The organism is Bradyrhizobium sp. LeoA1Lang, from assembly GCF_055413685.1.
On record NZ_JBVAPG010000205.1, the window covers coordinates 1 to 12,568 of the forward strand.

The window sequence follows — 12,568 nt, forward strand, 5'->3', positions numbered from 1 at the left end:
AAGCCTTCGTGGTAACGCTTGTCATGGCGTGGTCTCCAGCCCGGCGCGTCAACGCCGGGTGATTCGAGGTTGATCACCCCGGAGACTACGCCACTTTCAATTCCAACCGCTTTTCGGACGGCACCCCGGTCACGCGCACCTTCCTGCAGATGATCGGCCGCGCCGAGGGCGCCGACATCGTGCAGTTGGGCACGCGGCCGGACGGACGGCTGGTGCGGTGGGGCTTTTCTGAGATCACGCCAAATTCCTTTCTCTGGCGCGGCGAAGTCTCCGCCGACCAGGGCGCGACATGGCGTCTCAACGTGGAGTTCACGGCTCGGCGCGTGCCCTCTCCGTGATCTTTCTCACGGAAGGCACGACGGGGCGTCAGGACAGCGCGGGACTTACCTTCGCAATCGGTGCGCGCTTCGGCCCCCAGCGCGTCAGCACCACGCTTGCGCATGAGAGCACGCCGAGCACGACCATCGAGGCGGCTGCGAGCATGAAGAAGTTCTGCGCGGTCGCCTCATGCGTCGACAGCCACCAGCCGCCGGCAGCGATGAAGGCGAGGCGCGCGGTCTGCGCCAGCACCGGGCCCAGCACCTTCGCCGCGCCTTGCGAGGAAAAAAACATCGACATCGCCAGCCCGATGAAAGCGTACATCGGCGCCGCCGTCGACAGATATTGATGGCTGGCCAGGCGCACGGCGGGATCATCGGTGAAGATGTTGACCCAGAGGTCGGGGAAGATGGCGAGGAAGGTGCCGATCGTACCGACCGAGACGAACGACACCGTGCCCGCGGTCCAGGCGATCCGCCGCGCCCGCGCAATACGGTCGGCGCCGACCGCCATGCCAATCATCGGCACTGAGGCGATGCCGGTCGCGAACGCGAGCGACGTCAGCATGAATTCGAGCCGCGCGCCGATGCCATAGCCGGCCAGGATCGCGGTGCCGAAATTCGCCAGCATGTGGGTGAAGATGCTGATGGTCAGAACCGACTGCAGCGGCGAGAAGCAGGCGATGGCGCCGACCCTTAGGATATCGATGAACATCGCCCATTGGACGCGCAATCCCCTGAGCTTCGGCACCACGCGCGCCCGGCCGGAAAACAGGTACCAGCCCATCACGGCAATACTGATCGAATAGGCGATCAGCGAACCGGCGGCGACGCCGCGCATGCCGAATTGCGGGATAGGCCCGAGCCCGAGGCCCAGTGTGCCGCCCAAAATGATCTGCCAGATCGCGGACGACAGGATCATGGTCGACGGCAGTTTCATGTTGCCGGTGCCGCGCAATACGCCCGCCATGGTGTTCATCAGCCACGGCAGCACGGCGCCGCCGAAGAAGATCTGGCTGTAGGCGATCGCCTGCGCCAGCACATTGCCGCGGCCGCCGAGCAATTCCAACAGATGCGGGCCGAAGATCAGCATGCCCAGCATGAAGACGAGCCCGAAGGTGATGCCGATCAGAAGCGCATGCGCCGCAAGCGTGGAGGCACGCTCGGTCTCGCCGGCGCCGAGCGCCCGCGCGATCGCGGAGGCCACGCCGCCGCCCATGGCCCCGCCCGACATGGTCATGGTCAGGATCACGCAGGGAAACACCAGCGCCATCGCAGCCAGCGATTCCACGCCGAGCCGGCCGATATAGGAGGTCTCCGCGATCACCACGCAGGTGCCGGCCGAAAGCGCGATCACGTTGGGCCAGGCAAGCCACAACAGCGTGCGCAGGATCGGCCCGTCGAGGAGGCGGTTGCGGGCCGGCGCCGTCGCCGGCGGCGGCAGCGGGCGCTCTTCCTCGTCGACAGGTATTTCGGCAACCGCAATATCGGGCATTTCCACTCCGACGCCCGCGGTCTGAACGCCGCGGCGCGGGTGCTTCCCTACCACGGCCGCGATCAATTCCACGTGCGCCCGGCGCAGGGGGCCCCTGCGCGATTGGCCGATCGCCCGGACGAATGGCGCTCTGGCGCGGCCCACAGGCTTCAGATGCACCGAGATGTGCCGGCCACAGCCCGTCACCGGCCCCTCGACCAAGCCGATCAGGACGCTGGCGCAGGCCTGGCTGCCGTCACGTTCGCTCCCGTTCCGGTTGCTGCGAGGTTGGCCGCTTTGAGCCGCACGAAATTCGCGCTGACGGAATTCCGCAACGACCGTGGCGAAGCGCACGGTCAGCCTGGGTTCCTACTGTGGCTTTGCTGCACGCGAACGCAAACATTGCCCGCGGCAGTCGCATCCTCGCCCAAATGGCTTCTCGGTCTCGCCACGAATTCGGTCCACGAAGCCTCGACCATACTTGGGGAGATGGTTATGCGGGCGACCAGACTATCTGCGCCGGTGGTGTCCACCGACGCCACGGCAGAGATCGCGCGGCTCCAGCATGAGCTGGCCGGATTCAATGATCGTATCACGGAACTCGAAAAACAGCATCCCGAGGCTTCAAAGCTGGAAGCGCTAAGGGCGAGCGCGTTGCTGCTGGCCCGGCAAATCGATGAGCTGCGCTGTTCGAGTTCGACCGACCTGACCGAGCTGCTCGCGAAGTAGCTCGCAGCGCCCCGGGACGATTGGCCGGCGAATTAGCCGGGCGCGCCGGTCAGGGGCTTCCATGCGGCGAGCGCCGCGCGCGCAACGCTTTCAAGGTCTCGCCGCGTCGCGCCGTCGCGCGCCTGGATCGACATGCCCTGTTGCACGGTGACGTAGTATCGGGCGATCGCCGCGAGATCGGCGCTTGCCGATATCTCGCCGGATGCCACGCCCTCCTGCAGGCGCTGCCGCAGATCCTCGACGTTTTTCGTACGCATCGCGATCAGCTCCCGCCGCACCGTTTCGGACTGCTCGGTCGCATGCAGCGCCGATAGCACCACCAGGCACCCCGTCGGCCGGTTCCGACGCGTGAACGCCCTCGCCGTCTGCATGAGATAGCTTTCCACCGCCTCATAGGCGGTCGGCGCGCGGGCCATGCCAGCCCAGATCTCGGGCCCCTCGGTCGCGCTGTACAATTGCAGCGCTTGCCGGAACAGTTCTTCCTTGCAGCCGAAGGCCGCATACAGGCTTGGCGAAGCGATCCCCATCGCGGTGGTGAGATCGGTCATGGAGGCCCCTTCATAGCCCTTGACCCAAAACACCTCGATCGCGCGCGCGAGCGCGGCATCCTTGTCGAAGCCCCTGGGGCGACCTCGTTCGACCATCCGTCCATCCGATTTCTGTGTCGTTCACTAAATTAATACGCTTGACGGCCCGGCGCAACGGGCTATTTATGTATCGATCGACATATAAATGGAGATGGATCATGAGCACATTGCAGGGAAAGCGGGCGTTGGTAACGGGCGCGAGCCGCGGGATTGGCGCCGCAATCGCAAGGCGGCTCGCCGCCGATGGCGCGAACGTTGCGATCACTTATGAACGTTCGGCCGAGAAGGCGCAGGCGGTGGTCGCCGAGATCGAGCGATTGGGCCGGCGCGGATTCGCGATCAAGGCCGACAGCGCCGATGCCGCCGCGGTCAAGGCCGCCGTGAATCAAGCAGTCGAGGCGCTCGGCGGCCTCGATATTCTCGTCAACAATGCCGGCATCTTCAGGGGCGGGCCGATCGACGAACTCAGCCTCGACGACATCGATGCGACGCTCGCGGTCAACGTCCGCGCTGTGGTGGTCGGATCGCAGGCGGCGGCAGCGCACATGGGCGAAGGCGGCCGCATCATCTCGATCGGCAGCAATCTGGCGACCCAGGTGCCCGGTCCCGGCATGAGCCTCTACTCGATGAGCAAATCCGCGCTGATCGCCTGGACAAAGGGCCTGGCGCGCGATCTCGGCAGCCGCGGCATCACGGTCAACATCGTGCATCCGGGCTCGACCGACACCGACATGAATCCCGCCGAAGGCGAGCAGGCGGCCGCCCAGCGGGCGCGGATGGCGATCCCCCGCTACGGCAAGGCGGACGACGTCGCAGCGCTGGTCGCATTCGTGGCTGGGCCGGAGGCGCGCTCGATCAACGGCACCGAGCTTACCATCGACGGCGGCGCCAACGCGTGAGCGGCCAGACTTTGTGCGTCATGCTCGCCGGGGCCCCGCGCCCCGGTGCGGCTTCTTCTGGACTGGCGCATAATTACGTTACGGTCGTGACAAGATCGGCTGCGCCTGTGCGATGAACCATCCGGTGGCAGCCACTTGGCTGACGATACCGAGGTCGAGCCACGACGTATATCGCAAGCATATGCCGGGTGATATCGCCTGCATGGCGCTCACGCCAAGTCTACGCACCCTCCAAGTTCGGGCGGCGGCTTTCCGTTATATCGGTAACCGGATTCTCGTCCGGCCATCGCCATGACTTGCTAGATGAAAGCTGTGGAAGAGCAGGCTCAATGCCTGTCATCACCACTTGGTCAAGTTGGTGAAAGCACAGCAGGAAACAACCATGGCCCAGTTCGAAGACTATAGAAACAAGTATTCCAATATCCGGATGGAGCGCAACGACGGGATCTTGGAGATCACCTTCCATACGAATGGAAAAACCCTGGTGTGGGACGGTAGCCCGCATAGTCAGCTCGGGGCGGCCTTCCATGACATCGGAAGAGACAAGGAAAACAAGATCGTCATCATGACCGGCACCGGCGGTGCCTTCATCGAAGAGATCGACTCGACCACGCTTTCGCCGCAGCCGAACTGCTGCCGCGCGCCAGGGAACTCGCGAGGCAACTTCTCAAGCAACCCCCTCTCACGCTTCGCTATGCGAGAGTGGTGATGGTTCAGGAGCTCAAAGAGATGATGCTGAAGCATCTCAGCCACGGCCTCGCTCTCGAGGGCGTTGCCGCACATGAGTATTGGCCGGAGAGCTGATTTCCAGGCGAGCCAGTGCATGCCTCTTCAGCAGACCTGCATTCTCGCTGTAGCAGCGGACCTACACCCTGAAATGCTTGGAGAGCTTCAGGCCCTGGGCCTGGTAGTTCGAGCCGATGCGCTGGCCGTACATCGCATCGGGCCGGGCGAGCATCTTCTCATAGACGAGGCGGCCGACGATCTGGCCATGCTCGAGGATGAACGGCACCTCGCGCGAGCGCACTTCCAGCACGGCGCGGGCGCCCTGCCCGCCGGCGCCGGCATAGCCGAAGCCGGGATCGAAGAAGCCGGCATAGTGCACGCGGAATTCGCCGACCAAAGGATCGAACGGCACCATCTCGGCGGCGTAGTCCGGCGGCACCTGCACAGCTTCCTTCGACGCGAGGATATAGAACTCGCCGGGATCGAGGATCAGGCTGCCGTCGGGGCGCGCGCGGATCGGCTCCCAGAAATCATCGACCGGATAACCGCCGCGGCGATCGACGTCGACCACGCCGGTATGGCGTTTGGCGCGATAGCCGACGAAGCCGCCGGAATTCTCGCCCGAGAGATCGACCGAAACCGCGACGCCATCGGTGAGATCGGCATCGTCGATATCGACCAGGCGTTCGGCGTTGTGCAGCGCGTCGAGCTCGTCGGCGGTGAGGACGGCATCGCCGGTGCGGAAGCGCACCTGGGACAGCCGCGAGCCCTCGCGCACCAGGATCGGAAACGTCTTGGGGCTGATCTCGGCATAGAGCGGGCCGTGATAGCCGGCACCGATCACGTCGAAACGACGCGTGCCATCGGCGATCACGCGGGTGAAGACGTCGAGCCGTCCGGTCGAGCTCTTGGGGTTCGCGGCCGCGATGATCTCCGGCGGCAACGCGAGGCTCTCGAGCAGCGGCACGATGTAGACGCAATTGGTCTCCAGCACCGCGTCGTCGGCGAGATCGATCTCGTGCAGCTTCAACTCATCGATGCGCTCGGCAACGGTGGCGCCGGGACCGGGGAGAAAGCTCGCGCGCACGCGATAGGCGATGTCGCCGAGGCGAAGATCGAGGCTCGCGGGCTGGATCTGGCTCTCGACAAAGGGATAGACCGGCAGGATCAGGCCTGCATCCGCCATCGCCGCGATCATGCGGTCGGGCAGGATCCCATTGGCATCGTCTTGCAGCACGAACGACACGGACGCGGTCCCTCAAGACGGCTTAGAGCCACAAAAGGCCCAAAAAATGGATTTTACCGGTTAGCCGATGCCCGCCTTGACGGAAAGAGCGGGAACGAATATCAGCATGACTTATCCCGTGGTGATTTGAGCCGGCCGGCTTGCAGCCACGTTAAATAAGTCGCTAAACAGGCCGGGGACCTCAGCGATCCCGGCCCTTTAGGCCGGTTTTTTTGTGACCATTTTCGAAAGGATGGTCACGTTGGAGGTCCTATGTCCGAGTCCAAATCATCCGCCCGCTACCGCCCCGAAACCCGGCTGGTTCATTCCGGCACGCTACGCTCACAATTCGGCGAGACGTCCGAGGCAATATTCCTGACCCAAGGGTTCGTCTACGCGACCGCCGAAGAATGCGAGGCGCGGTTCAAGGGCGAGGATCCCGGCTTCCTCTATTCGCGCTTCTCCAACCCCGACGTGTCCATGTTCGAGCGCCGCATGATCGAACTCGAAGGCGCGGAAGCTGCGCGCGCGACCGCGACCGGCATGGCGGCGGTGACGACCGCGATCCTCGCGCCGCTGAAGGCCGGCGATCACGTGGTGGCCTCCAAGGCGATGTTCGGCTCGTGCCGCTACGTGGTGGAGGATCTCTTGCCGCGCTACGGCATCCAGTCGACGCTGGTCGACGGGCTCGACCACGACCAATGGAAAAAGGCGATCCGGCCGAACACGAAGACGTGTTTCCTCGAAAGCCCGACCAACCCGACGCTCGACGTGCTCGACATCGGCGCCATCGCGGAAATCGCGCATCAGGGCGGCGCACGGCTGATCGTCGACAATGTGTTCGCGACCCCGATCTGGCAGAGCCCGCTCTCGCTCGGCGCCGACGTCGTGGTCTATTCCGCGACCAAGCATATCGACGGCCAGGGGCGGTGCCTCGGCGGCATCATCCTTTCCTCCGAGGCTTTCATCACCGAGCACATCCATAACTTCCTGCGCCAGACCGGGCCGTCGATGTCGCCGTTCAATGCATGGGTGCTGCTGAAGGGGCTGGAGACGCTCGCTGTGCGCGTCCGCGCGCAGACCGAGACGGCCGCGAAGATCGCAGACGTGCTGGCAAGCCATCCGAAGATCACGCGGCTGATCTATCCCGGCCGCGCCGATCATCCGCAGGCAGCCACCGTGAAGAAGCAGATGCGGTCGGGATCGACCCTGATCGGGTTCGAGGTGAAGGGCGGCAAGGCCGGCGCGTTCCGCTGCCTCAACGGGCTCAAGATCTCGCGCATCTCCAACAATCTCGGCGACGCCAAGAGCCTCGTCACCCATCCCGCCACCACGACGCATCAGCGCCTGGGGCCGGACGCGCGCGCCGAGCTCGGCATCAGCGAAGGGTTCATCCGCTTCTCCGCCGGCCTCGAGCACGCCGATGATCTGATCGAGGATTTTGTCGAGGCGCTGGAGACGGTGTGATCCAAGGCGAATGGCGAATAGGGAGTAGCGAGTAGGGTCAAGCCCCATTCGCTATTCGCCACTCGCCATTCGCTTTCAGCTTACATCGGCCTGTACGTCCGCACATCCGCCGGCACGTTGACGCCGAGCTTGATCTGGCCGACCGACTTGATGATGTCGTCGCCGAGCAACTGGGCGAAGCAGGCATAGCCCCAATCATTCATGTGCAGGCCGTCGGCGATCACGAAGCTGTCGATCGGGATCGACTGCTTCTCGTGCCATTCACGCATCACCTCAAAGCGCGGGAAGATGCTGACATGGCGGAGCTCGGCGATGTGGTTGAGCAGCCGGATCATCTTGTTGGCGCTGGCGGCGCGCTCGGTGACGCGCGGCGAGTATTGGGGATCGACCAGCACGACGTCCGCGCCGGCCGTCTGGATGCGCGCCACGCCATCCTCGACCATCTTTTCGGTCTCGCTCGGGTCGAGGTCGCGCAATACCGCATTGGTGCCGACCTGCCAGATCACGAGGTCCGGATGCGCATCGATCACCTCGGTCTGCAGGCGCCGCATCATTTCGGGCGCGTCTTCGCCGCCCCTGCCGCGGTTGACGACACGGATGTCGGCGCCGGGATATTGGCGGTGCAGTTGCGCCGCGAGCCGGTTCGGATAGGTGAATTCCGGCGCCGACGAGCCATAGCCCTGGGTCGAGGAGGAGCCGAAGGCGATGATGGTAACCGGCTGGCCCGCGGCAAGCTTGCTCGCGACGTGGGGCAGCGAGCCCATCGTCTTCGACACGCCCTTCGGCGGCAGGCAGGGCACACGGCGGAAGATGTCGCTGGCCGACTTCGCGACCTCCTTCACCTTGTCGATCGCCTTGCCGGCGATGCCCTTCTTGGCGGCATCGGCCTCGGTGGCACCCGCAGCACCGGACAGGATGGCCGGCGTGGATGGTCCCGATTTGTCGGATGAGGGGTGGGATTTCGCGCCCTCAGAAAGCGTCGCATGCTGGTCGCCTTGCGCAACTTGCGCGCGCAGCGGCGAGGTCGCGAGCACGGCTGCCGCGACGGCGGCGGCTGCGACCAGCCATGCGCTTCGACAAAAAGGGCGGTAGGTCCTCATTAACGCTGGTTCCCTTTAGTTCTGCTGCGCCGGTCCGAGGTGGGCCGCGTCGATCACGAATTTCGACAGCGCGCGGCCGAGACAGGCATGCACCCGCTTGGCCAGTTCCACGCCGTGGGCGGAGCTGAACAGGTCGAAATCACCGGCATCGTTCCAGTGATGCATGATGGCGAAACGATCAAACAGCGGGACATCATGTTCTTGCGCCGACACCCGCATATTATCTAGGTATGGTGAGCCGGAAATCATGCTTTCGGTGCGGGGGCTGTACTGAAGATTGACCAGGACCACATTGGTTCCCGCCTGTTGCAACGCAGTAATCCCCGCATCGAGGGCATTACGAAAATCGTCAGGATCGATCGACCGGATAGCATCGACGGTTCCCGTCTGCCAGACCACTAAAGTAGGCCGTTTTGCTTCCACCAGCCTAACAAAGCCGGCCGCCATATCCTCCGCGGTCTTGGCGGACTGTGCTTCCACGGACAGGTTAACGGTGGTGCTGGGCAGGCTTTCCTTGAGCGCCGCCTGCAACTTTGCCGGGTAGGCGCTGGCCTCGAAGGAGGGAATGGTGGAGGAACGGCTGCCGACCACGAGCACGTTCAGGGGCTGGCCGCTCCTCACCGCCTCGGCCACCTTGGACAACGAGCTTTCGGTGGACAGCAGATTGGCCGGGACGTCGCAAATCTGCTCGGGATCGCCGGCGCGTGCCGGGGCCGCGGACAGAGAACCGGCCAGCAATGTCAGGCCCAGCACAGTCCATAAGCCGGACTTCATACCGCCCCTCCCGCCAGGTCGGCATTGCCGCCGGCGCTCTTGTATCGCGCGGCGCCTTTGTCGGCGGAGTGTTTGTACCACGAAATCACCCACGCCATGGCGCACATGATGACAATCCCAGTGACGCTGACCAGGAAGTGCATCCCGGCGCTGCCGGACACCTCGGCCAAGATGAAGTGCCCGGCAAATGCCAGGAACACGCCAAGGCAGAATATCTCAAGGGAGTGCTGGCCGCAGAGGATCAAAGGTCGCAGCCACGGGGATTTCAGGCCCGGCCAATCCCGGGGCAGGACGCGGACGGTAATGGCCGCCAGCGCCAGGAAATGGGCAAAGCGCAATACGTCCAGATCGGTCTTGTTGATCGGGTACATCCACTGCTCGATGCGGCGCGGCACGATGTGGCCGAGCTGCGGCAGATACCAGGACAGCGTGACCAGGAACGCCGCGAACAGATAGGCGATGCAGATCCAGAGCGTGATCGGGGAGGCCAGGATACGCGACATCCTTCTTGCGCCGCCGAGCGCGCACCAGGCGCCGAACACGAACAATAATTGCCAGGCGAACGGATTGAACGCCCAGACGCCGTTCGGATAGGCGCTGAGATAGAGATCGAAATGCCAGGTCAGGACGTAGAGGCCGGCCGAGAGCGCCAGCGTCACGTCGGTCCGCCATTTCATCAGCCACAGGATCAAGGGCAGGAACAGCATCAGCACGATGTAGAGCGGCAGCACGTCCATGTTGACGGGACGGAAGCGCAACAGCAGCGCCTGCACGATGGTGACATCGGGCTGCTTGAGGAAATCCATGATCCCCATCTCTTCGGTGTAGAGCGGGTTCTCGAAGCGGGTGGCGACGTAGGAGATTTCCGCAAGAAAGATCGTGAACAGGAATACGTGGGCGACATAGATCTGCCAGACGCGGCGCAGGATGCGCGCGGTCGCCACCACAAAGCCGGCCTGAAGCATCGCGCGGCCATAGACGAAGGCCGCGGTGTAGCCGGAGATGAAGATGAAGATCTCGGTCGCGTCGGAGAAGCCGTAGTTGCGGATCGTGAGCCAGGTCAGGATGTTCGTCGGCAAATGGTCGATGAAGATCAGCCACAGCGCGAGCCCGCGGAACAAATCCAGCCGCAATTCGCGCTCGGAGGTCGCGGGCATCGTGATCGCGGGCGCGGCGGCGACCGCTCCGCTCGCATCCTTGGCGTCGGCAAGCTGCGTTCCGGAAATTGGATCGGCAATCGACGTCATCGGGCACCATGACCGTGCGAAGTTTTGCGCCGCCCCGACTCGAAAAAGATAATATCCGCCCACCGCTTGCGGACAAGATACGGAATTGACGCGGATGCTCGCGCCTTTAGAGCGGAACTATGGTCAAACGGCGATGAAAAACGCCAGCTGAGCAAACTTTCGTCAGCCGGTCCAACGATTGGTTCCGACGGACTTATTGGCTATGATGCGATTTGAGGAGACTGAAACGTGTACCGCGCCGTCACCCGCGACATCGAAGTCACCGTCGAGCCGAACTTCCTGCCGGAACGTTCGTCGATCGAGAACCGGCAATATTTCTGGTCCTACACCATCGTCATCACCAATTCCGGCACCGAGACGGTGCAACTGCGCACGCGATACTGGATCATCACCGACGCCACCGGCCGCCAGCAGGAAGTGCGCGGCGAGGGCGTGGTCGGCGAGCAGCCGGTGCTCGCGCCGGGCGAGCGCTTCGAATACACCTCCGGCGTGCCGCTGCCGACCGCCTCCGGCATCATGAGCGGGCGCTACCAGATGGTGAGCGAAAGCGGCGAACGGTTCGAGATCGACGTGCCGACATTTTCGCTCGACAGCCCGGACGGGAAGAGAGTGTTGAATTGACGAGCGCGTGTGCCCTCACGGGGAAATCGTAGGGTGGGCAAAGGCGCGTCTTCGCGCCGTGCCCACCATCCAGATTCCGCTCGCGATGGTGGGCACGCTACGCTTTGCCCACCCTACAATTCTAAGTTCGATAGCCCTACTCCACGCCCGCTTCTTCCGGCGTGAATTCGTAGACCGACGAGCAGAACTCGCAGGTGACGACGACCTTGCCGTCCTTGACCATGTCGGCGCGATCCTTCGCCGTAAAGCTTTTCAGCATCGAGGACACCGCCTCGCGCGAGCAGGAGCATTGCGCGCGCAGCGGCAGCGGCGCGAACACACGCACGCCGCGTTCGTGGAACAGGCGGTATAGCAGCCGCTCGCCCGACAGATCAGGGTCGAGCAGTTCGACGTCCTCGACCGTTCCGATCAGCGACTGCCCCTCGACCCAGGCATCGTCTTCCGGAACCTCATGGGCGGCGGTGCCTTCGGGCGCATCGCCGGGATGCAGATCGGCCTGCCGCGCGCGCTCCGGCGCCTTCGGCAGGAACTGCAGCAGCATGCCGCCGGCGCGCCAGCGAACCTTGCCGCCGTCGCCGCCGCGCCATTCCTCGCCGACCGCAAGGCGAACGCGCGTCGGGATCTGCTCCGAGCGCAGGAAATATTCATGGGCTGCGTCTTCGAGGCTGCCGCCATGGAGCGCGACCAGGCCCTGGTAGCGGCTCATGTCCGGCCCCTGGTCGATGGTCATCGCGAGATGGCCCTTGCCGAGCAGCGCGCCGGAATCGAGCCCGTCGTGCAGCCGCGTCGCATCGTAGCGCGCATAGGCCCGCAGCCGATCGGGCGCCTTGAAATCGACGATCAGGAACGAGACCGGGCCGTCGGTCCGGGTCTGCAGGATGAAACGGCCATCGAACTTCAGGGATGAACCGAGCAGCGTCGTCAGCACGATCGCCTCACCGAGCAATTTGCCGACGGCAGGCGGATAATCGTGCTTGTGCAGGATGTCGTCGAGGGTGGGACCGAGCCGCGTCAGCCGCCCACGCAGATCGAGTGCATCGATCTCGAACGGCAACACCGCGTCGTCGACCGGCACGGCCGATGGCGCGCGGGTCGGCGTTTCCGTGATCTTGATGTCGGGGGATTGTGAAACCATGGCGCTCTATCTGGGGTCTTGAGAGGCGAAACGAAAGGGGTTCACATTCGTCGTTTTGTTTGTCGTCCCTGCGAAAAGCAGGGATCCATAACCACCAGCGATGGTTGTTGCGCTTCGCTGTCGCTCGAGCGAACGCGATCGGCCTGTGGTTGATGGGGTGGACGGCCCCCTACGGCATCAGTTGTGCCAGAATGAGGTTGTCGAAATCTCAAACGAGGGAGCCGTCCGTGACGCAGATTATCCGCATTGGAATGGATACGTCGAAGC

The 12,568-nt window shown here is 63.9% G+C and carries 13 protein-coding genes and 1 riboswitch; of the genes, 5 read left to right on the forward strand and 8 right to left on the reverse strand.

The genetic code is table 11. From position 1 onward, the window contains the following. Positions 1-85: 85 nt before the first annotated feature. Together ACZYOF_RS38355 and ACZYOF_RS38360 are read right to left on the reverse strand one after the other, a co-directional pair. Complete coding sequence (locus ACZYOF_RS38355; RefSeq protein ID WP_463719001.1) at positions 86-238, reverse strand: hypothetical protein; 153 nt, start codon at positions 236-238, stop codon at positions 86-88. Between the two features lie 128 nt (positions 239-366). Further along, positions 367-1,812 carry an MATE family efflux transporter gene (locus ACZYOF_RS38360; protein ID WP_463719008.1) on the reverse strand — a complete coding sequence of 482 codons (1,446 nt, stop codon included), beginning with the start codon at positions 1,810-1,812 and terminating at the stop codon, positions 367-369. A 474-nt stretch (positions 1,813-2,286) separates the two neighbouring features. Here ACZYOF_RS38360 and ACZYOF_RS38365 point away from each other — a divergent pair, with 474 nt between their 5' ends. Beyond that, entirely contained in the window at positions 2,287-2,520 is a 234-nt protein-coding gene (locus tag ACZYOF_RS38365; RefSeq protein ID WP_282532257.1) for a hypothetical protein, read from the forward strand. Positions 2,521-2,552: 32 nt separating this feature from the next. Here ACZYOF_RS38365 and ACZYOF_RS38370 read toward each other — a convergent pair whose 3' ends face one another. After that, on the reverse strand, positions 2,553-3,164 hold the full coding sequence (locus tag ACZYOF_RS38370) for a TetR/AcrR family transcriptional regulator (protein ID WP_463719002.1): 612 nt from the start codon (positions 3,162-3,164) through the stop codon (positions 2,553-2,555). Between the two features lie 101 nt (positions 3,165-3,265). Here ACZYOF_RS38370 and ACZYOF_RS38375 point away from each other — a divergent pair, with 101 nt between their 5' ends. Next, positions 3,266-4,006, forward strand: coding sequence for an SDR family NAD(P)-dependent oxidoreductase (locus tag ACZYOF_RS38375; protein WP_463719003.1), 741 nt, complete (start codon positions 3,266-3,268; stop codon positions 4,004-4,006). Positions 4,007-4,388: 382 nt separating this feature from the next. Next, the gene (locus ACZYOF_RS38380; RefSeq protein ID WP_463719004.1) at positions 4,389-4,715 is read left to right on the forward strand and encodes a hypothetical protein; all 327 of its coding nucleotides are present in this window, start codon (positions 4,389-4,391) and stop codon (positions 4,713-4,715) included. Between the two features lie 156 nt (positions 4,716-4,871). Here ACZYOF_RS38380 and ACZYOF_RS38385 read toward each other — a convergent pair whose 3' ends face one another. Further along, positions 4,872-5,978 (reverse strand): 2'-deoxycytidine 5'-triphosphate deaminase, encoded by a 1,107-nt coding sequence (locus ACZYOF_RS38385; RefSeq protein ID WP_130577645.1) that lies wholly within the window; start codon positions 5,976-5,978, stop codon positions 4,872-4,874. Positions 5,979-6,086: 108 nt separating this feature from the next. Further along, a riboswitch (SAM riboswitch) is annotated at positions 6,087-6,166 on the forward strand. Between the two features lie 64 nt (positions 6,167-6,230). On the opposite strand from ACZYOF_RS38385, the gene ACZYOF_RS38390 reads away from it, so the two are divergent. Beyond that, positions 6,231-7,424, forward strand: coding sequence for an O-succinylhomoserine sulfhydrylase (locus tag ACZYOF_RS38390; RefSeq protein ID WP_463719005.1), 1,194 nt, complete (start codon positions 6,231-6,233; stop codon positions 7,422-7,424). An 80-nt stretch (positions 7,425-7,504) separates the two neighbouring features. Here the strand turns inward: ACZYOF_RS38390 and ACZYOF_RS38395 are convergent, their stop codons facing one another. From ACZYOF_RS38395 to ACZYOF_RS38405, 3 genes are read right to left on the reverse strand one after another with little or no spacing between them, the layout of a single operon-like run. Beyond that, positions 7,505-8,524: an SGNH/GDSL hydrolase family protein gene (locus ACZYOF_RS38395; protein ID WP_463719006.1), complete on the reverse strand. Its 1,020-nt coding sequence runs from the start codon at positions 8,522-8,524 to the stop codon at positions 7,505-7,507. A gap of 15 nt (positions 8,525-8,539) precedes the next feature. Next, positions 8,540-9,298, reverse strand: coding sequence for an SGNH/GDSL hydrolase family protein (locus tag ACZYOF_RS38400; RefSeq protein WP_463719007.1), 759 nt, complete (start codon positions 9,296-9,298; stop codon positions 8,540-8,542). Beyond that, a complete protein-coding gene (locus tag ACZYOF_RS38405; protein ID WP_130577641.1) occupies positions 9,295-10,545 on the reverse strand; it encodes an OpgC domain-containing protein in 1,251 nt (416 codons plus the stop codon). Before ACZYOF_RS38405 ends, ACZYOF_RS38400 begins: the two co-directional genes overlap by 4 nt. Before the next feature lie 228 nt (positions 10,546-10,773). Here ACZYOF_RS38405 and apaG point away from each other — a divergent pair, with 228 nt between their 5' ends. After that, positions 10,774-11,166 (forward strand): Co2+/Mg2+ efflux protein ApaG, encoded by a 393-nt coding sequence (gene apaG, locus ACZYOF_RS38410; protein WP_282532251.1) that lies wholly within the window; start codon positions 10,774-10,776, stop codon positions 11,164-11,166. 136 nt (positions 11,167-11,302) lie between these two features. Here apaG and ACZYOF_RS38415 read toward each other — a convergent pair whose 3' ends face one another. After that, positions 11,303-12,301: an Hsp33 family molecular chaperone gene (locus ACZYOF_RS38415; RefSeq protein ID WP_282532250.1), complete on the reverse strand. Its 999-nt coding sequence runs from the start codon at positions 12,299-12,301 to the stop codon at positions 11,303-11,305. Positions 12,302-12,568 lie beyond the last annotated feature (267 nt).

Excerpts from the sequence above, each read along its gene's own strand:
- ACZYOF_RS38405 (WP_130577641.1), bottom strand. The coding sequence starts at position 10,545 with ATGACGTCGATTGCCGATCCAATTTCCGGAACGCAGCTTGCCGACGCC.
- ACZYOF_RS38380 (WP_463719004.1), top strand. The coding sequence starts at position 4,389 with ATGGCCCAGTTCGAAGACTATAGAAACAAGTATTCCAATATCCGGATG.
- ACZYOF_RS38400 (WP_463719007.1), bottom strand. The coding sequence starts at position 9,298 with ATGAAGTCCGGCTTATGGACTGTGCTGGGCCTGACATTGCTGGCCGGT.
- ACZYOF_RS38360 (WP_463719008.1), bottom strand. The coding sequence starts at position 1,812 with ATGCCCGATATTGCGGTTGCCGAAATACCTGTCGACGAGGAAGAGCGC.
- ACZYOF_RS38370 (WP_463719002.1), bottom strand. The coding sequence starts at position 3,164 with ATGGTCGAACGAGGTCGCCCCAGGGGCTTCGACAAGGATGCCGCGCTC.
- ACZYOF_RS38375 (WP_463719003.1), top strand. The coding sequence starts at position 3,266 with ATGAGCACATTGCAGGGAAAGCGGGCGTTGGTAACGGGCGCGAGCCGC.
- ACZYOF_RS38415 (WP_282532250.1), bottom strand. The coding sequence starts at position 12,301 with ATGGTTTCACAATCCCCCGACATCAAGATCACGGAAACGCCGACCCGC.
- ACZYOF_RS38390 (WP_463719005.1), top strand. The coding sequence starts at position 6,231 with ATGTCCGAGTCCAAATCATCCGCCCGCTACCGCCCCGAAACCCGGCTG.
- ACZYOF_RS38365 (WP_282532257.1), top strand. The coding sequence starts at position 2,287 with ATGCGGGCGACCAGACTATCTGCGCCGGTGGTGTCCACCGACGCCACG.
- ACZYOF_RS38395 (WP_463719006.1), bottom strand. The coding sequence starts at position 8,524 with ATGAGGACCTACCGCCCTTTTTGTCGAAGCGCATGGCTGGTCGCAGCC.